The organism is Azoarcus sp. PA01 (assembly GCA_001274695.2).
Classification (GTDB): Bacteria; Pseudomonadota; Gammaproteobacteria; order Burkholderiales; family Rhodocyclaceae; genus Aromatoleum.
Genome location: LARU01000001.1, coordinates 1 through 17,103 on the forward strand (window position 1 = coordinate 1; position 17,103 = coordinate 17,103).

The 17,103-nt window shown below is 63.7% G+C and carries 18 protein-coding genes, 1 pseudogene and 1 CRISPR repeat array; of the genes and pseudogenes, 12 read left to right on the forward strand and 7 right to left on the reverse strand.

All coding sequences use genetic code 11. The features are described 5' to 3' along the window. The 9 genes and pseudogenes from PA01_18245 to PA01_00035 form a co-directional block, all read left to right on the forward strand. On the forward strand, window positions 1-232 hold a 232-nt coding region (locus tag PA01_18245), incomplete at its 5' end, for a dihydroxy-acid dehydratase (protein KAI5913729.1). Next, window positions 189-1,707 (forward strand): annotated as a pseudogene (locus PA01_00005) (dihydroxy-acid dehydratase). The gene PA01_18245 and the pseudogene PA01_00005, both read left to right, overlap by 44 nt. A gap of 473 nt (window positions 1,708-2,180) precedes the next feature. Beyond that, window positions 2,181-2,375: a hypothetical protein gene (locus PA01_18250; protein ID KAI5913730.1), complete on the forward strand. Its 195-nt coding sequence runs from the start codon at window positions 2,181-2,183 to the stop codon at window positions 2,373-2,375. Continuing rightward, window positions 2,375-2,938, forward strand: coding sequence for a cytochrome P450 (locus PA01_18255; protein KAI5913731.1), 564 nt, complete (start codon window positions 2,375-2,377; stop codon window positions 2,936-2,938). The genes PA01_18250 and PA01_18255 overlap by 1 nt, the downstream gene beginning before the upstream one ends. Before the next feature lie 122 nt (window positions 2,939-3,060). Further along, the gene (locus tag PA01_18260; GenBank protein ID KAI5913758.1) at window positions 3,061-3,234 is read left to right on the forward strand and encodes a VOC family protein; all 174 of its coding nucleotides are present in this window, start codon (window positions 3,061-3,063) and stop codon (window positions 3,232-3,234) included. A gap of 493 nt (window positions 3,235-3,727) precedes the next feature. Further along, window positions 3,728-4,183, forward strand: coding sequence for a hypothetical protein (locus PA01_00015; GenBank protein ID KON82485.2), 456 nt, complete (start codon window positions 3,728-3,730; stop codon window positions 4,181-4,183). Between the two features lie 3 nt (window positions 4,184-4,186). After that, window positions 4,187-4,783: a DUF488 domain-containing protein gene (locus PA01_00020; GenBank protein KON82486.1), complete on the forward strand. Its 597-nt coding sequence runs from the start codon at window positions 4,187-4,189 to the stop codon at window positions 4,781-4,783. After that, window positions 4,780-5,223 carry a DUF488 domain-containing protein gene (locus tag PA01_00025; protein KON82487.1) on the forward strand — a complete coding sequence of 148 codons (444 nt, stop codon included), beginning with the start codon at window positions 4,780-4,782 and terminating at the stop codon, window positions 5,221-5,223. The genes PA01_00020 and PA01_00025 overlap by 4 nt, the downstream gene beginning before the upstream one ends. A gap of 69 nt (window positions 5,224-5,292) precedes the next feature. Then, window positions 5,293-6,464 (forward strand): IS3 family transposase gene (locus tag PA01_00035; GenBank protein KON82648.2). Its coding sequence is split into 2 segments (ribosomal slippage): window positions 5,293-5,560 and window positions 5,560-6,464, totalling 1,173 coding nucleotides; the frame shifts between segments, so codons are not numbered across the junction. 57 nt (window positions 6,465-6,521) lie between these two features. Here PA01_00035 and cas6 read toward each other — a convergent pair. The 7 genes from cas6 to PA01_00065 form a co-directional block, all read right to left on the reverse strand. Next, window positions 6,522-7,478, reverse strand: a complete 957-nt coding sequence (gene cas6, locus PA01_00040; GenBank protein KON82649.2) for a CRISPR system precrRNA processing endoribonuclease RAMP protein Cas6 — start codon at window positions 7,476-7,478, stop codon at window positions 6,522-6,524. Beyond that, on the reverse strand, window positions 7,475-8,605 hold the full coding sequence (locus PA01_00045) for a DUF1887 family CARF protein (GenBank protein ID KON82489.1): 1,131 nt from the start codon (window positions 8,603-8,605) through the stop codon (window positions 7,475-7,477). Before PA01_00045 ends, cas6 begins: the two co-directional genes overlap by 4 nt. Window positions 8,606-8,758: 153 nt before the next feature. After that, window positions 8,759-9,163: a PcfJ domain-containing protein gene (locus PA01_18265; GenBank protein KAI5913732.1), complete on the reverse strand. Its 405-nt coding sequence runs from the start codon at window positions 9,161-9,163 to the stop codon at window positions 8,759-8,761. A gap of 667 nt (window positions 9,164-9,830) precedes the next feature. Continuing rightward, a CRISPR array of direct repeats spans window positions 9,831-11,414; the repeat unit is 37 nt; unit sequence GTCTTAATCCCTTTGTATTCAGGGCCTGTATTCGGAC. 118 nt (window positions 11,415-11,532) lie between these two features. After that, window positions 11,533-11,862 (reverse strand): CRISPR-associated endonuclease Cas2, encoded by a 330-nt coding sequence (gene cas2, locus PA01_00050; GenBank protein ID KON82490.1) that lies wholly within the window; start codon window positions 11,860-11,862, stop codon window positions 11,533-11,535. Next, the gene (locus PA01_00055; protein KON82491.2) at window positions 11,853-12,023 is read right to left on the reverse strand and encodes a hypothetical protein; all 171 of its coding nucleotides are present in this window, start codon (window positions 12,021-12,023) and stop codon (window positions 11,853-11,855) included. Before PA01_00055 ends, cas2 begins: the two co-directional genes overlap by 10 nt. A 35-nt stretch (window positions 12,024-12,058) precedes the next feature. Further along, entirely contained in the window at window positions 12,059-13,042 is a 984-nt protein-coding gene (gene cas1 / locus PA01_00060) for a CRISPR-associated endonuclease Cas1 (GenBank protein KON82492.2), read from the reverse strand. Between the two features lie 9 nt (window positions 13,043-13,051). Next, window positions 13,052-13,336 carry a CRISPR-associated endonuclease Cas2 gene (locus PA01_00065; protein ID KON82493.1) on the reverse strand — a complete coding sequence of 95 codons (285 nt, stop codon included), beginning with the start codon at window positions 13,334-13,336 and terminating at the stop codon, window positions 13,052-13,054. 29 nt (window positions 13,337-13,365) lie between these two features. Here PA01_00065 and csm6 point away from each other — a divergent pair, with 29 nt between their 5' ends. The 3 genes from csm6 (at window position 13,366) to PA01_00080 (ending at window position 17,103) form a co-directional block, all read left to right on the forward strand. Then, entirely contained in the window at window positions 13,366-14,622 is a 1,257-nt protein-coding gene (gene csm6 / locus PA01_00070) for a CRISPR-associated ring nuclease Csm6 (protein ID KON82494.2), read from the forward strand. Between the two features lie 139 nt (window positions 14,623-14,761). Then, window positions 14,762-16,408 carry a hypothetical protein gene (locus PA01_00075; GenBank protein ID KON82495.1) on the forward strand — a complete coding sequence of 549 codons (1,647 nt, stop codon included), beginning with the start codon at window positions 14,762-14,764 and terminating at the stop codon, window positions 16,406-16,408. Then, complete coding sequence (locus PA01_00080) at window positions 16,405-17,103, forward strand: RAMP superfamily CRISPR-associated protein (GenBank protein KON82650.2); 699 nt, start codon at window positions 16,405-16,407, stop codon at window positions 17,101-17,103. The genes PA01_00075 and PA01_00080 overlap by 4 nt, the downstream gene beginning before the upstream one ends.

Consider the following 17,103-nt stretch of genomic DNA (forward strand, 5'->3'; position numbering starts at 1 on the left):
TGGCATCGGCATGGGCACCGAGGGCATGAAGTATTCGCTGGTGTCGCGGGAAGTGATCGCCGACAGCATCGAGACCTGCGTCAATGGGCTGTGGCAGGACGGGGTCGTGGTGATCGGCGGATGCGACAAGAACATGCCCGGCGGCATGATCGCGCTTGTCCGCACCAACGTGCCGGGAATCTACGTCTATGGCGGCACGATCAAACCGGGCATTACAAGGGCAGGGATCTGAACATCGTCTCGGTTTTCGAGGCGGTGGGGAATTTACCGCGGGGCGGCTCGATCCGATCGATTTCAAGGAAATCGAGAAGCGTGCCTGCCCCGGCAGTGGCTCGTGCGGCGGGATGTACACGGCCAACACGATGAGCGCCGCGTTCGAAGCGCTCGGCATGAGCCTGCCGTATTCCTCGACTATGGCCAACGAGGACGCCGAGAAGCTCGCGAGCGCCGCCGAGTCCGCCCGGGTGCTGGTGGAGGCGATCAAACGTGGCCTTCGCCGCGCGACATCGTCACCCGGGAGGCGATCGAGAACGCCGTCAGCGTGATCATGGCGACGGGGGGCTCGACCAACGCGGTGCTGCACTTTCTGGCGATCGCCCACGCGGCCGAGGTGCCGTGGACGATCGACGACTTCGAGCGCATCCGGCGACGCGTGCCGGTGATCGTCGACATGAAGCCGTCCGGGCAGTACCTCGCGACCGATCTCCATCGGGCAGGCGGCATTCCGCAGGTGATGAAGCTGCTGCTCGAGGCCGGGCTGCTGCACGGCGACTGCGTCACGATCACCGGGCGGACGATCGCGGAGCTGCTTGCGGACGTTCCGGCGGCGCGCGTGCCGATCAGGACGTCATCCATCCGCTGTCCGATCCGCTGTACGCGCAGGGCCATCTGGCAATTCTCAGGGGCAATCTATCGCCGGAAGGTTGCGTGGCGAAGATTTCGGGTCTGAAGAATCCCGCCATCACCGGCCCGGCGCGCGTCTTCGACTCCGAGGACGACGCGATGGGGGCGATCATGGCGCGCAAGATCGTAGAGGGTGACGTGGTGGTGATCCGGTACGAGGGGCCGAAGGGCGGCCCCGGCATGCGCGAGATGCTCGCCCCGACGTCGGCGCTCGTCGGGCAGGGGCTCGGAGAGTCGGTCGGGCTGATCACCGACGGCCGGTTCTCGGGAGGCACCTGGGGCATGGTCGTCGGCCACGTTTCCCCCGAAGCGTTCGTCGGCGGCCCGATTGCGCTGGTCCGCGACGGGGATTCGGTCACGATTGATGCGCACCGGCAGCTCGTCCAGCTCAATGTCGGCGAGGAAGAGCTCGCGCGCCGAGCCGCCGACTGGACGCCGCCGTCCCCGCGCTACACGCGCGGCGTGCTCGCGAAGTTTGCGAAAGCTCGCCAGTTCCGCCAGCAAGGGTGCGGTTACGGATCTGGACTTGTAGGTGGTGACCCGCAGAGCCGGCCGGAGGCGCGGGATCGGGCCTGGCGAAGCCCATCTTGCGCAGATCGCGAGAAGTCGCAGCAGGCGTTCTCACGCCGGTCGGTGACAGGCGTCTCGAATTGTTGCCGTCGGGAATCGACGCCGGAAGCGCGCTTCTATCAGCCACACACAGTCTCGGTGCCGGCCGATTCCTGTCCAGGCCCGCCCGGTACAGCAACCGTCACCGACGGGGTGCCCGCGCCGGTGCTGCTTGGCGAATCGCCTTTTTGGTAGCGCCACCCCCAGTTGGCACCGCGATTTGTTCTGGTGACCCGGGCATCGACCGCCGTCTGCCTGGAACGCATGGAGGAGATAGGGATGACCGACCACATGCCTGATGACCTGTCTGCCACTGGCAGGGACCTGGGCCTACACCGACGAGCTGCGTCCCCGGCACGGCGTCGTACGCAACGTCCATGGCGAGTGGGTGTTGCTGAGACACGAACTGGTCGTGCAGGCTGCGCTGAGCGATGACCGGTTTTCCAGCGCGGTGTCGAGCCATCTCCACGTCCCGAACGGCATGAACTCGGCCGAGCACACGGCATACCGGCAGGCCCTGGACGGCTTCCTCACCCCGGAGGCGCTCGCGCCCTTCCGTGAGCGATTCCGTCGGGTGGCGACCGGCTTGGTCGCGTCGCTGCCAGGGCGTTGCCGTCCACGGCCGTGTCCCAAGTGGGCGTCCGGTTTGCGGTCCGGGTGCAAAGCGCGTGGCTGGGCTGCCGGCCGATCTCGAAGATCGCCTCGTGGACTGGGTTGCCGAGAACCATGCCGCGACGCGCTCGGGCGATCGGTCGTGGACGCAGCGGGTGGCAGAGTCGTTCGACGACCTGATCCGCTCCGTGCTCGAGCCGCGCGCGGCGCTGCGCGCGAGGACGGCGCGGACGATGTCACCGCCGGGCTGATGCGGACCGAAGTGAACGGCCGGCCGCTGACCGACGCGGAGATCGTGTCGGCTCTGCGTAACTGGACGGGTGGGGACCTGGGCTCCATCGCACAGTGTATCGGTGTGCTGGTCCATTACTTGGCGACGCACCCAGCTGTGCAGGATCATCTGCGCTCGGGCGTACCTGACGCCGAGATCGATGCCATCATCGATGAGATCCTTCGGATCGACGACCCGTTCGTGTCCAATCGCCGCGTGACGACGTGCCCTGTCACGATCGGTGGCGCGGAACTGCCGCAAGGCGCACGCGTGAAACTGAACTGGACGTCCGCGAACCGGGACGAGGCGGTCTTCGGCGACCCGGACGCCATGGGTCCGGAGCGTAACGCCGACCGAAACCTGGTGTACGGCATCGGAAGGCACGCGTGCGCCGGACGCTTGCTGGCGACGCTGGAAATGCGCATCGCGATGCAAGAACTCCTCGCCGCGACGTCGTCGATTGCACTCGACTCGCAGCGGCCAGCCGAGCGGGCAGTGTCTCCAGTTGGCGGCTGGGCCATGGTACCGATCGTGCTGGCGTAACCCGTTCGCCTTGGCGCATGAGTTTGATGCTGGCACGTGCCCCCTAGCATTAACTCGGCGCCCGCAGATGCTGTTGCCGTGGGATTTCAGGTTGGGCCAACGACCAGACTGAAACGGACCGCCTGTGGAATGCGACTGTAGAAAATGACGGACAGGAAAGCGCATGCGGCGAGTGCAAAAACAAGTGGGGACTGTTGTGGCAAATCAGGCCACGCGCCCTGACAGCCGCCCTCACCGATCCTGATCCAGCTGCGGCTCAGCGCGTTCGAAGCCATGATGGGGATGAGAAAGATTGATATCGCTGCGATCAAGGCCGCTCGGCGCGGTTGACGCCGAAGCCGTGCCAGCGACGAACGGCCAATCGTTACGGCCAGCATTCGAGAAAATGCGGTGGGTTTCGAGGTGCCCGGGGATGAGCTCACAACTTGCTTGTCCCTGCCGCCCGACGACTTGACCATCGCGCCGGTCGTCTACAAGGGAACGAGCCCAGTCGCGCGCGTCATTGCAAGCTTGCATAGCCCGACTCACTTGCCGGTTCCCGGCAGAGTTCTGTCTCCACATCCCATTCGCGTGTCAGAGACAGATGCACGACTCCATTGTCATTCTCGCCAGTTCCAGAAAGCTCGGTGGCATCTGCCTCGCCGGCAAGGATTTGTCGCGACCCAGCCCAGCTGGATCCGCCCGGTCTGCCGCGCCGCAGGCCAGGCTTGGCCGGCATCGGTTCTGAGGATCCGCGCGGGGGGCATTCCTCACCTCGGAAGCCGAGTGTGCATCCCGCTTGCGCAGTCCATGCCCGAAGCCCATCAGCAGGAGAACTGGCTCGTCGGTACGGGAGCGTGGCAGCACAAAGGCACGATGCCGACCGACACCTTGCTCGATCTGGTCGATGTCGAATCGCCCTTGTGGATGAACGGCGATCAAAGCGTGCACGGCTGGAACGATCGCGTTCCGGAGTGCGTCGCCGCGCAGTCGATCCGCTCGTCGCTGCGGCTGGTCAGGCCGCAGTGGCTGCGCTTCGAAATGGATTACAACAGGTACACCACATTCGCCCTCCGCGCCGCTTTCGGCTGGGCCGGGCACGAATACCGGCTGTGCGTCACCGACGAACTCGCGGTCGCCCGATGGCACGCACGACTGATGGACGGTGAATCCGGTCACTGCGACGCACTGCTGACCATCAGCCTGGGTTTGCCCTTCCACGGCTATTGCTACAAGCTTGTCGCCGGCGTCATGGAGCTCAGTTAAGTCATGAAACCGATCTACACCATCGGCCATTCGGATCATTGCCTGGAGCATTTCATCGAACTGCTCGCCGAGCGCGGCGTCGGCGTGCTGGTCGACGTACGCAGCTCGCCCTGGTCCAGGCGTTTTCCGCACTTCTGCAAGGCGCAACTGGCGAGCGCACTCCACCCGGCGGGCATCCGCCATGTCTGGATGGGCGAGCAACTCGGCGGTCGCCCATCACCCACCGTGCGCGAGCAGATGATCGGCGAAGGCTACGCCGCCATGGCGGCGACCCGGGCTTTCAGGCAAGGCCTGAATCGCCTGCTGCGCGGCCGTGCCACGCATTGCGTGGCCCTCATGTGTGCCGAGCGCGACCCGGCCGATTGCCATCGCGCACTGCTCGTCGGACGAGCGCTGGCTCAATGCGGTGCCCCCCCCGTCCACCTGCATGCCGATGGCAACGCCGAAACGCATGCGGCCTTCGAGCGCCGTCTGTTCGAGATGGCGGGCGCGAATCCGGACGGCGACCTGTTCGCGTCGGCCGACGATTTGCTCGCGCTTGCCTACGTCGAACGCGAGAAACGCCTCACCGGTGTCGCGGAACTCGGAGAACACGTATGAGTTCGATCCTCTACACGGTCGGTTTCACCCGCAAAGGGGCACAACGCTTCTTCGAACTGCTCGCTGACGCGGGCGTGCGTTTGCTGCTCGATATCCGCGCGCGCCCCGATTCCCAGCTCGCCGGCTTTGCCCGCGCACGCGATCTCGTCTGGTTGCTGCAGAAAGTGGCCGGCATCGGCTATCTCCATGTCTCCGCGCTCGCGCCGGCGGCCGACTTGCTGGCCGACTATCGCGACGGGAGGTTCGACTGGGCAGGCTACGAGAGGCGCTATCTTGGCGCCTTGAACGAACCCCTGGTACGAAAGCAACTCATCGGGGTGGAGCTGGACAGGGCATGTCTGCTGTGCGCCGAGCCGCTTGCCGACCAATGTCACCGGCGTCTGGCGGCAGAGTGGCTGGCAGCCCGGCAGCCGGGGCTGGAAATCGAGCACCTCGTCTGAAGGGGATTGAGGTAGGCTGACGAAAATGGACACTCCCGGTTGGTAGACTTGCCCAACGGGAGCTAGCAGATGCAAAGAAAATGTCAGCATTACACGCCGGAGTTTCGGGCCGAGGCGGTCAAATTGGTGTTGGAGCAAGGGCTGTCGCACGAGGCGGCCCCGCAGCGGCTGGCCGTGCCCAAGGGCACGCTGTCGAACTGGATCACGGCGGCGAAATCGTCGCGGGGCGGATCGGCGCCGCCGGGGGCACGGTCGGTCGCGGAGCTGGAGGCGGAGAATGCCCGGTTACGCAAGGAGTTGGCGGAAGCACGTGCCGAGCGCGACATTATAAAAAAGGCAGCCGCGTACTTTGCCAGGGAGTCGCTGCCCGGTACGCGTTCATGAAGCAATGGCGACTCCGCTTTCCGGTCGAGCTCATGAGCCGCGTGTTCGGCGTCTCGCGCAGCGGCTTTTACGCGTGGCTGAAACGGCCGCCGTCGTGCAAGCGCCAGTCGGACGAGCGGCTGAAGGTGGCGATCAAGGCCGCCCACCAGCGCAGCCGCGAGACTTACGGCGTACGTCGTCTGCAGCCGGAGCTGGCCGCTGGCGGCTTTGCCGCCGGCCGCGACCGCATCGCCCGCCTGCGGCGCGAGCTGGGTCTTCGCTGCCGACAAAAGCGCAAATTCAAGGCGACGACGAACTCGAATCACAGCTTGCCGGTGGCAGAGAACCTGCTCGGACAGACCTTTGCCCCGAGCGCACGGAATGAGGTGTGGGTCACTGATCTGACCTACATCCCGACGGGCGAAGGCTGGCTGTATCTGGCCGGGATCAAGGACGTGTTCACCTGCGAGATCGTCGGTTATGCGATGGGCGCGCGCATGACGCAGGAGCTGACGGCGCAGGCGCTGTTTCGGGCCGTGCAACAGAAGCGCCCGGCGGCGGGGCTGATTCACCACTCGGACCGCGGTAGCCAATACTGCGCTCACGACTACCGCAAGCTGCTCGATCAGTTCGGCATGCGCGCATCGATGTCGCGCAAAGGAAACTGCTACGACAACGCGCCGATGGAGAGCTTCTGGGGCAGCCTGAAGAACGAATTGATCCATCACCAGCGCTACGCCACGCGGGCCCAGGCGCAGGCGGCAATTCGCGAATACGTGGAAATCTTCTACAACCGCCAACGGCGCCACTCGCGCCTTGGCTATCTGGCGCCGGCCGTGTTTGCTCAACAATTCAGCAGACAGGCCGCCGCCGCTTGAGGCGGGAGCGTCCACCGTAGACAGGACACCTCAGATTGCCTGCAGAGGCAACACCGGTCAGGCGCACTCGACGATGGTGTAGCCGCCCATTCCGAGCGTCGCATTCTTGCCTACATGCAGCCACTGGCCGAGGTGCAGCCACGGCAGCAGCGGCTCGAGCGTGCCCTCCAGTGTCCACGTACCCAAGGCACCACCCAGCGTCATTTCCCGCTGCTGACGGCTGGAAAAGCGCGACCAGTCGTGCCATCGCAGCGTCGCCCGATGTTCGAGCGTATCGGCCAGGCGCACCAGCGCCGACGGGTCATCGACCAGATTGCGGCTGTCCGCATGAAACTCCGCCAGCAAGGTGGCTCTGCGAAGCAAGTCGGCGACGAGCTTACGCGGGGTCAGTTGCTGCGGTCGCAACGGTTTGCCATGATGCTGCAGACGCAGCGGGGTGTGGAATGCAAGGGTTAGCCGACCGGGCGCGGCACGCCGGCTGACAACCTCGAAATCGGTGTCATGCTCGGCGATTGCCGTGTCGCCCGCCTCCCAGATGCGCTCAAGATGTTCGGTATCATTTCGTTGGACCTCGATGGTTTCGAGGGCACCTGACGCCCGCACTCTCCCCAGGCCGCCGGCGACGGCCCGCTGCAGGGCGAAGCTGATCAGAGGCAAGTGCCTGAGCGCCTGGCCGAATAGCACCAGCCCAAAGTGCAGCATCTCGCCCGCCTCTACCTGACGCGTGCCGAGCGGCGGCGGCTCCACCACATACGCGTTAGGGATATGGCTAAAATTCTGCAGGCTGTGGGCAGCCGGGCCCGGCGCCTCGAACACCGCCGGATAGGGACAGGTGGTGCGCAACGGGCAACCCTCGCACACCGGTGCATGCGCCAGGCAGCTCACCTGGTGAAGCGCGGCGCCGAACTGCCCGCGCAGCAACGAACCCGCATAGTCCGGCAGATCGAGCCGGGCTCGCATGCGAAAGCCAAACCGGTAGCGCGCGAGCCGAAGTTTCGGCTGGTCCGTGCTCAATGCGTACTCCAACGGACGAGGTGTTCATCGAGCCGGGCCAGCTGATCGGCACAAACCACCCGAATATTCAGCGCCGCAGCGAGCTTCAGCTCGGGTTCGTTGAGTTTGCGGAAACTCGCGAGCATCCCCTTCGTACCCAGCCCGCCGATCCGTCGGCTGTTCTCGCTGAGCTTGAACAAGGTATCGTTGGCCTTGGTGCTGCGCTCACGATCCATGCGGGCGGTCTTGCACTCGATGGCAAACAGCCGGTTGCGGGCCAGGAAAGCGACATCGAGTTCGTTTCGAACGCCATCCGGATCGGTCACCACGAGGTTCGATGCCTTGTCACGCAGACCGATGCGGTCCTGAACCGTGCTGAGGGTCTGGAACACATACTGCTCCAGCCAGCCGCCCTTGCAAAAGAATCTCGCGTTCTCGTCGCTGAACCGGATGGTGTCGTCCTGACGGCTGAGCACATCTGCATCCTCGAAGTTTCGCAGCATTGCGTCGAGGGAAAGGCTGTCGAGCTGCCTGTCGTCAAGCCGGATGACGAGCGTCTTATGGTCTTCGGCCGCCTGCGCAAGGTAGTTGAGCTCACCCAGGGTCTTCTCGAAGGTGCGCGAATTGCGCACTAATGTGCTCTGCAGTTCCCGGTAGCTCGCCGGAATGTGCGGGTGCTGTTTGTCGGAGATGCCGAAGCCGTAGCTCTGAAGATAGTGCTTGAGTCGCAACGATGCGCCGAGTTTGACGTTGTCCCGCGAGCGGTCAAGCCAGATAACCTCGTCGGTGTCGACATCCACGTAAAAGGTCGCGCATCGTGCCGTGCCGGCCACTCCCTGGGCCGCTAGCGCCATGAGCTTCGTACCGCCGGTGAGATTGAATGCGATGTCGTCAGATTCATGACTGGCGGCGATACCCAGAACAATCTCCTCGATCTGGCGGAGGTCATGCTCGTTCGGAAGGTGGACCGACTCGACCCGTATGCCAGACTCCCTCAGTACTGCGGCAAGGGCCTCGGCGCGCCGCTGCATCTTGCCGCTGACCAACAGCAGCGCACGCTCGGGCTTGAGCGTGGGGTCCAGGGTCGGCAACAGATTCGGCGCCGCCTGATCGGAAACCAAGAGCACGTGGGTAGTCGGTGTCGTCATGCGTAGATCTCTTCTCTGGCTTATCGTCATACATGCAAAGCATACACTCGACCGTACCCGTGTTGGGTTACGTGATGGATCCGCCGGGCTGCCAGCTGTCCCCTTGCAGACACAGCGATTCAGCCTTGTCCGTCGACGCCGGTCGCAACGAACTCATCCAGCCAGTTTGCCACCATCATAGCGAGTTCCTGCACCATGCTCGGCACCGCAGCATTGCGCCCCCTTGAGTTCGATGATCTTCCAGCCGCGTTCGTCATCGGCCTGAAGTGCCAGTGTGGCGAGCCGAGCGCCGGTGCGGCGTTCCCGTACAGAAAACACATGGGCGCCCTCACCAAGACAGTTCCCGACCCAGCTGGCGACACAATGCATCATCGCCTGCCCTTCGGCATACAAGGCCGCCTCGGTGGTCAGCTCGTGCACCAGAAAGGGGCCCGTTTCAAAACGACGCAAAACGGCGGGCCCGCGTCGCCGGCCGTGAGGACGTGCCGGCTCGTATCGCCAGTTCTCATGACACTGCTCGAAGGTTCGCCACGATGCACGGCGACGGTTGGCATCCATTGTTGCGTCCTGCCCCTGATCGGACGAGCCATTCCACCAGCGGGATGGCTTCCTTCTGCAACCAGCTTCGTACAGCCTTGCGAGGGTACAGTCGCTGCGCATGCCTTCCAGAGTGCACGAAAAAGGCAGGGCGGGACGAGTTCGTACACCGGCTTGGGCAGGCGAAGCTGTTGAAGCGCTTCGAGCAATTGCCACGGCGGAGCCACATCCATCTCGCCAGCCTGCACCGGCCGGAGAAACGCCACCACCTCGCGACGCGCGGTTCAACGCCAACTCGAGACAAGCCGTCGGCCAGCGGTTCGATCAACGCGTCACCCATTTCGACATACAAGCGCCAGGCACGACTGCCCACATCGAGGCGCTTGAGTACCTGACGTAGCGCACTGGGTTGCGCGCCTTCCGTGCTCGTCGCATTCGCAAACAAGTCGGCAAGCGAGAGTTGGTCGTTGGTCGTAATGGATATGAGCGAGGCTAGCTTCGAGAGCCTTAATCATGCCCGGAATCGACTGGCTTCTTGATGCTTGCAAGCTTGTCGGCGAATTACGAGATCGCTACCGCATCTGGCATGCCGCCTGCGCACGGGTGGTGTCGCCAGGCGAAAAGAGGAGTGCATATTCAGGGCATGTCTTCGGACCAGTCGCCCGCACCACTCATCGCGCCGTTGGGCGTCTTAATCCCTTCGTATTCAGGGCATGTCGGACGTAACGGGTCGTCATGGGCGGCGCCCCGGGGCTGTCTTAATCGCTTTATATTCAGGACATGTCTTCGGACAGAAGCCGGGCATGGTGGCGTTCACGCTGGACGCGTCTTAATCCCTTTGTATTCAGGGCCTGTATTCGGACTTAACCATGCCTAAATACAGACTCGCAGCAGGACGTCTTAATCCCTCTGTATTCATCGCCTGTATTCGGACGCTGCCCTCCCCCTTAAGGTGAAGGCGGAAAGGTCTTAATCCCTTTGTATTCAGGGCCTGTATTCGGACTGGAGCGCAAGGCGCACAAACGTGGTGAATTTCAGTCTTAATCCCTTTGTATTCAGGGCCTGTACTCGGACGCCGGCCGCAACGGTAGAGACGAAAGCGGAAACGAAGTCTTAATCCCTTTGTATTCAGGGCCTGTATTCGGACGCAGAAGTTCGACGGTGACGCTGCCCGATGTTGGGTCTTAATCCCTTTGTATTCCTGGACTGTATTCTGACCAAGCTGCTGTTCGAAGAACGCATCCAGTGGACGTCTTAATCCCTTTGTATTCAGGGCCTGTATTCGGACGATCCTCGGATTCACTGAACGCCCCTTCACGGTCGCGTCTTAATCCCTTTGTATTCAGGGCCTGTATTCGGACGATGAACGGCAGCGAGCACAACCCGCTGGTGTCTTAATCCCTTTGTATTCAGGGCCTGTATTCGGACGGAAACTGGCGCATCGCCACCCCCACGGTCTATGAGTCTTAATCCCTTTGTATTCAGGGCCTGTATTCGGACCTACACCTGAAGATATGTATCAAAACTTTCCGTCTTAATCCCTTTGTATTCAGGGCCTGTATTCGGACAGACTTACAGCGTGCACAAGGTTCCGAGCGTGCGGTCTTAATCCCTTTGTATTCAGGGCCTGTATTCGGACACGACGAAGAATCTTGACAAACGTTCTGGTTGTGTTGTCTTAATCCCTTTGTATTCAGGGCCTGTATTCGGACGCACCGATACTCGTGTCGGTCTCGCGCTCTATGAACTGTCTTAATCCCTTTGTATTCAGGGCCTGTATTCGGACCCACTAGGGCGGCAAGGCCGCTAGGAGGCCCGTGTCTTAATCCCTTTGTATTCAGGGCCTGTATTCGGACTGGCGACGCTGCGCTGCTGGATGCGCGACTGCAGTCTTAATCCCTTTGTATTCAGGGCCTGTATCGGACTGGCGGTTGGCGCCAGGTGGTGCGTGACTGGAGTCTTAATCCCTTTGTATTCAGGGCCTGTATTCGGACGGCAACGTGACCGCGATCCTCGTGCGGATCGGCGTCTTAATCCCTTTGTATTCAGGGCCTGTATTCGGACGCGCAAGCGCGCTGGCGATGCCGTCCGGTGTCAGTCTTAATCCCTTTGTATTCAGGGCCTGTATTCGGACCAGTTGCGACGCGTATGTGCTGCGCTCGATTCAGTCTTAATCCCTTTGTATTCAGGGCCTGTATTCGGACACATCATCGGCACCTGGCATCGCAAAGGCTCGTCTTAATCCCTTTGTATTCAGGGCCTGTATTCGGACTGCTCCCTCAAAAAACGCCATATGGAACAACAGGCTGCAGAGGGGTTTCGCAAGATTTTCCGCTGTCGTCGAGCGGATGGTCCTGCGCGTTGCGCGCACTTGCATGAGCAGAACTGTATCACTTCGCCTGAGGCGCGAGCAAAGCCTTCAGTTGCGGGGTGGTCGCGGAGAGAAGTGTGATTTCCTCGAGGGTCGAGCCTCGGCCGATGGTGTCGATCTGCGGGTGGGCAGGAAGTTGGTAGGCACGCACGTCGTCCTGGCCGGAGTCGATACGCTTTTCGACCGCGCCCATGAGCTGGCTCATGGCAACGACGCTGCCCTCGAAATAGAAAACGGAATACTGGACCGGCACCGCCTCATGGACCAGAAACCGGTGCAGGCGCTGCAGCCGTTTGGAGTCAGCGATGTCGTAGGCGATCAGCCAGTCGTGCCGGTTGCTCAGGGCCACGCGTCGACTTCCCTGACGAGATGGCGATGCAGATCGGCCAGCAGCTCCGGACAATGGCTGGGGCGCGGATTGGCCCGCGCTCCGACGGCGTGTGCGAGGATCCCGATCGGCGTCTCGCCGGCGGCGAGGCGGTCTGCTTCGGTGCCGGCTTCGTGCAGCAAGAATCGACTGATCCGATTCCTCGGCAGGGTGTTCGTCACAGATAGTCCTCCAGATCCTCGAAGCGCTCGAGCAGCGGTTCGCCCGCCTGCCGCAACCGGCGGATAAGCCGCATGCAGACGGCGCGCAGCCAGCGCTGAAGCACCGGGGTGAAGGCTGCCCAGGCCTCGTAAAAATGGCTGCGTCCGGCCTTGCCGAGCAGACAGGCTTCGCGGTCCTGGCTGAAGTGCGCGGCGCGCAGCGTTTCGGTACGAAACAGTCCGATCAACCAGCGATCGACCGCAGGTCGCAAGGGTTCGATGAGGTCGCAGGCCAACGATTCGCGACCGAATGCCGGACGATGGTAGAAGCCGATGAGCGGATCGATGCCGGCCTTGTGAGCGGCGCGCACGGCTTCGAAATGAAGCAGGGTATACCCCAGCGACAAACAGACATTCACCGGATCGCGGGGCGGCCTGCGGTTGCGGCCACCAAAGCCGAGCTCCGGTGCAAAGAGTGCGACCAGCCCGCCGAAGTAGGCGCGCGCGGCGCTGCCCTCCAGACCACGCAGGCACGCGCAGGCACAATCCGGCGTTTCATCAATGGCATGCAACGCGCACGCAATGCCTATGCGCGCATCGTGCAAAGCCTTGCGGCGCTGCGGGCGGCTGGCTTCGGCTTCGCGGATCAGCCTGTGCTGACGCCTGAGCTTGGCAACAACGATGCCGCGAGCCCATTGGTCGCAAAAGGCGTGGTCGAACGCGAACCGGCCCTGCGCCAGGCGAATCGCGGCATCATTGTGGGCCGGTCCGAGGACGACCGCCACCTGCCGGCTCATGCGCGGACTCAGAAAAAGCGTGGGCACGCCGGCCTCGGCAAGATGCATGAGTGCGCCGCTCTCGATCCGCGTGCGCGCACCCTGGATGACGAGACGATCGATCAGCTTGACGGGAACGGTACTCCGGCGCATGCCCTCCTCGTACATGGCGAGCGCGCCGTCGGCGTAGCGAACCTCGAGGCCGGCGCGGTCGAGCAGCAGCATGCCCATGTTTCAGCCCACGTAGAAGTAGTTGTCGTCGGCGGGCGCCTGGGCAAGCCCGAGCGACCAGACCCGGGCCCTGGGGTCGAGCCGGAGCAGCAGAAAGCGGTCCTCGGACGCTTCTAGCAGCCGCGACATGTCACGCAGCAATTCGTGCCGCTCGGCAGGTGTGAGAAAGATTTCGTGCACCGATTTCTGTCCTCCGGTGCGGTAGGCGCGCACACGCGCCAGTGCGGTCGCCAGTCTGCGTGGCGAGGCAACGTCGTAAGCGGCAAGAAAGAGGCTACGCTCGGTCATCGTCCCGACTCCGTTTACAGAACGCAGGCATGATGAACGGTATCGCCCAATTGCCGGGTTGGCGCAAGCTTGCGACAGTTGCCGGAGACGATTTATGCGTTAGTCTTTGGCCGTCGCTCAATCATCAGAATTACCACGTCATGTCAGATCCGAAGCCACGAAGTACTGCCCGCCGCATCCTGCTTGCCGTCACCGGTCTGACGCCGCAGGTGGTCACCGAAACGCTCTACGCGCTCGCCTGCCCGCCACACACGGGCGGTGCAGCATGGTTGCCGGACGAAATCCATCTCGTCACCACCGCCACCGGCGCCGAAAACGCACGGCTCAACCTGCTGCAGGGCGAGGGCTGGTTTCATCGGTTGCGCGCGGATTACGACCTGCCGCCGATCGAATTCGACGCCGATCACATCCATGTACTCCAGAACGGGCAGGGTCAGCCGCTGGAAGACATCCGCACACAGGCGCATAACACCTGCGCGTCCGATTTCATCACCGAACTGGTGAGACGCTTCACCACCGATCCAGCGTCCGAACTGCACGTCTCCATCGCCGGGGGGCGGAAGACCATGGGCTACTACCTGGGCTATGCGCTGTCGCTGTACGGCCGCGCGCAGGACAGGCTGTCGCATGTGCTGGTTTCCGATCCTTACGAGACCAACCGCCAGTTCTACTACCCCACGCCTTACGACTTTCCGATCCATGTGCGAAGGGGGGAGCGCGAGATCACCGTCGATGCGCGCAACGCCCGCGTGGACCTGGCCGAGATACCCTTCGTGCGCCTGCGCGAGGGTCTGCCCGCGCGCCTTGTGAACGGCGTCACCGGTTTCAGTGAGGCCATCTCCCGCGCCAACCGTGGCCTCGAGCCGCCCCTGCTGCGCTTGTGCATCGGTGCGCGGGAGGTTTACGCCGATGAGACGGCAATCGATTTGAGCGAGACCGAATTCCTGGTGGCATTGTGGCTGGCCGAACGGCTGCAGGGCGGCGGCGGGCCGGATGCAAACACTGCGGGCGAAGAAGCGGCCGAGTTTCTCGACGTGGCCAGGCGGGTACTGGGCAGCATGAGCGCCCGCTACGAGAAAATCGAAACCGCGATCCGGCGCTGCGAGGGCTGCAAGGAAGATGTGGGCCGGTACTTCCAGCCGCACAAGTCGCGCATCAACAAATCGCTGGAACGATGCCTCGGGGCACGCCCTGCCGCCCGCTATCAGATCGCCGCGCTACGCAGCCGTATGGGCATGGGCTACTACCTGCCGCTGAGTGTCGACGAGGTCGTCTTTGAATCGTGACTACCTTGGCAGATGATATGCTTATGTATTTGTTATGCATTTCAGCACACGTCGATCGGCACTTCTGGACGTGAATGGCACTACGAGCCGGCTGCTGGGCTGGCAGCGCAGAGTGAGCAGAGGGAGAGGATAGCGGCTTATGCGTTACGTCTATATGTTCGAAACCCGAGGCATCCAGCGTTTTCTGTTCGCAAGCGGCAGATTGCGCGACATGCTCGGCGGCAGTGAGCTGGTCGACTACCTGTGCGCCGACGGTGGCCTGCTCGATCAGACCCTGAGGCGGCTGGAACTCACGCCCGACGTTGTGCGCAAGGCGGGCGGCGCGTTCTACTTGTTGTTCATCACGCGTGAAGAGGCCGAGCGCCTGCGCGCAGCCTGGCGGCTGGCCTGCGCGCACTGGCTGCCGGGCGTAGAGAAGGTAGACGTGCTGGCGTCGGGTAAAAGCGCACGCGAAGCCATCGCGAACGGCTTGGAGCTGTTACGCGAAGAGAGAAACCGCATGCGGGCGGATCTGCCCCGCCCCGGCCCGCTCGCCGAGCGCAGCGCCCGCACCGGGTTCGCGGCCGTGAAGCGGGAGCGGGACGAAGCGATGGACGCGGCCACGGCACGGCAGCGCAGCTTCAACCGCCCAGCCGACAGCCTGCCGCTGGCGTCGCGCTTTCTCGATGGTAACGGCTTCATCTGGCCGGTGAACTTCGAGGAAACGGCACCGGCCCGCAGCCGCTTTCCTCTCGGCGAACGCCGTCTGGTGGGTCTGCTTCATGCTGATGGCAACGGTCTGGGCGAGTTGCTGCGCACCCTCAACCACGCCTGCGAGCGGGCCGAAGACAAGTCCTACATTCGGCTGTACCGCAAGTTTTCCGACGGACTCGGGCGCGCCACGCTGCGCGCCGCGCAAACCGCCAGCCGCGAGGTGCTGGTGCCGGCGGCGGAAAATGGCGTGCTGCCGGCGCGGCCGCTGGTGCTCGGCGGCGACGATCTCACCATCGTGCTGCGTGCCGACCTCGCACTGGGCTTCGCACGTGTGTTTCTCGCCGCCTTCGAGGCTGAAACCCGAGAGGCCATGGACGGGCTCCGGCAGATCTTTGTGGATGAAGGACTCGCGGAGCATGCCAGGGCGCTGCCGGCGCATCTCACTGCCTGCGCCGGCCTGTGCTACATGAAATGCAGCCAGCCGTTTCATGCCGGGCACGAGCTGGCCGAATCCCTGTGCAAACGCGCCAAGGGTGCGTCGCGCAAGGTGCGGCAGGCCGGCGACCCAATGCCTGCCACGCTCGCGCTCCACAAGGTACAGGACAGCTTGCTCGAGGACGCCGAAAGCCAGTTCCGTCAGAATCATGTGGCGCGGCACGAGGTCGCAGCCGACGCAACTGCGCGTGCACCCGAGCTGCATCTGGCGCTGCCGGCCTATGCCTTGCATCCCACGGCCGGCTTGCCGGCGCTCGACGATCTGCTCGCGCTGACGACGGTGTTCGACCGGAGCACCTCGGCCGGCGCACTCAACGACCGCCCGCTGCGCGAGCTGGCCACGATGATGCACGCCAATCTGCCGCTGGCCCGCCATGCCTATGTGCGCTGGCGCGATCTGGCCACACGCGAGCACAAGGCTGCGCTTGGCCGGTTCGATGCCGCGCTCGGTGCCCTCGTGGGGGAAACCGCCCCTGATCTGCCGTGCTCCCGCCCTGAGCCGGATACGGCGCTCACGCACAGCCCGATTTCCGATCTTCTGTCCCTGCTCACGGTGCGCCCGAGCACCAGCACCGAAGCGGAGCGCCTCGCCCGATGACGACGACCCTCGACACCCCGATGCACGCCAGCGAGACGGAGCGTGCGGCGTTGCAGCTGCACTTTGCCCACTACTGGCACGCCGGCAGCGGTACCGGCAGCGGATACCACCTGGATGCGCTTTGCCTGCGCGACGCCGACGACCTGCCCCTGTTGCCGGGCCGGCAGTTGAAGGGCGTGCTGCGCCATGCGCTGCGGCGCGCACAGGCGTGGGGCTGGCTGGCCGAGCTGCCACTGCCCGACGGACCCGCCGACTGCCATGAGACCCTGCTGTTCGGCTCGCGCAGCCAGAGCGAACACCGCAGCGCCACCCTGCCCGGCATGTTGCGGGTCGAGAGCGCCCACCTGCCCCGCGCGGAGCGTGAGTGGCTCGCTGCGCCCGGCCGGGAGGCCCTGCGCGGAGAGCTTTTCGGGGAGTTGTTCTCGACCGCTATCAACGAGTACGGCAGCGCACAACGCTACAGTCTGCGCGGCATCGAGGTGTGCCTGCCGGTGACGCTGCACGCCGGGCTGGGACTCGCACTCACCGCCGCCCATACCGATCACCGCGCTCAGCAGAACGCCTATCTGACCTCGGCCACGGGCTGGTCCGCGCTGCGTGCGGCACTGCCGCTGGTCGACGCCTTGGGCGCCCATCGCACCCGCGGACTCGGCGAAGTGCACCTCACGCTCATGCCTGCCGAGCAAGGAGTCTGA

Excerpts from the sequence above, each read along its gene's own strand:
- PA01_18255 (KAI5913731.1), top strand. The coding sequence starts at position 2,375 with ATGCGGACCGAAGTGAACGGCCGGCCGCTGACCGACGCGGAGATCGTG.
- PA01_00015 (KON82485.2), top strand. The coding sequence starts at position 3,728 with ATGCCCGAAGCCCATCAGCAGGAGAACTGGCTCGTCGGTACGGGAGCG.
- PA01_00020 (KON82486.1), top strand. The coding sequence starts at position 4,187 with ATGAAACCGATCTACACCATCGGCCATTCGGATCATTGCCTGGAGCAT.
- PA01_00025 (KON82487.1), top strand. The coding sequence starts at position 4,780 with ATGAGTTCGATCCTCTACACGGTCGGTTTCACCCGCAAAGGGGCACAA.
- PA01_00045 (KON82489.1), bottom strand. The coding sequence starts at position 8,605 with ATGACGACACCGACTACCCACGTGCTCTTGGTTTCCGATCAGGCGGCG.
- PA01_18265 (KAI5913732.1), bottom strand. The coding sequence starts at position 9,163 with ATGGATGCCAACCGTCGCCGTGCATCGTGGCGAACCTTCGAGCAGTGT.
- cas1 (KON82492.2), bottom strand. The coding sequence starts at position 13,042 with ATGCTGCTGCTCGACCGCGCCGGCCTCGAGGTTCGCTACGCCGACGGC.
- PA01_00065 (KON82493.1), bottom strand. The coding sequence starts at position 13,336 with ATGACCGAGCGTAGCCTCTTTCTTGCCGCTTACGACGTTGCCTCGCCA.
- csm6 (KON82494.2), top strand. The coding sequence starts at position 13,366 with ATGATGAACGGTATCGCCCAATTGCCGGGTTGGCGCAAGCTTGCGACA.
- PA01_00075 (KON82495.1), top strand. The coding sequence starts at position 14,762 with ATGCGTTACGTCTATATGTTCGAAACCCGAGGCATCCAGCGTTTTCTG.
- PA01_00080 (KON82650.2), top strand. The coding sequence starts at position 16,405 with ATGACGACGACCCTCGACACCCCGATGCACGCCAGCGAGACGGAGCGT.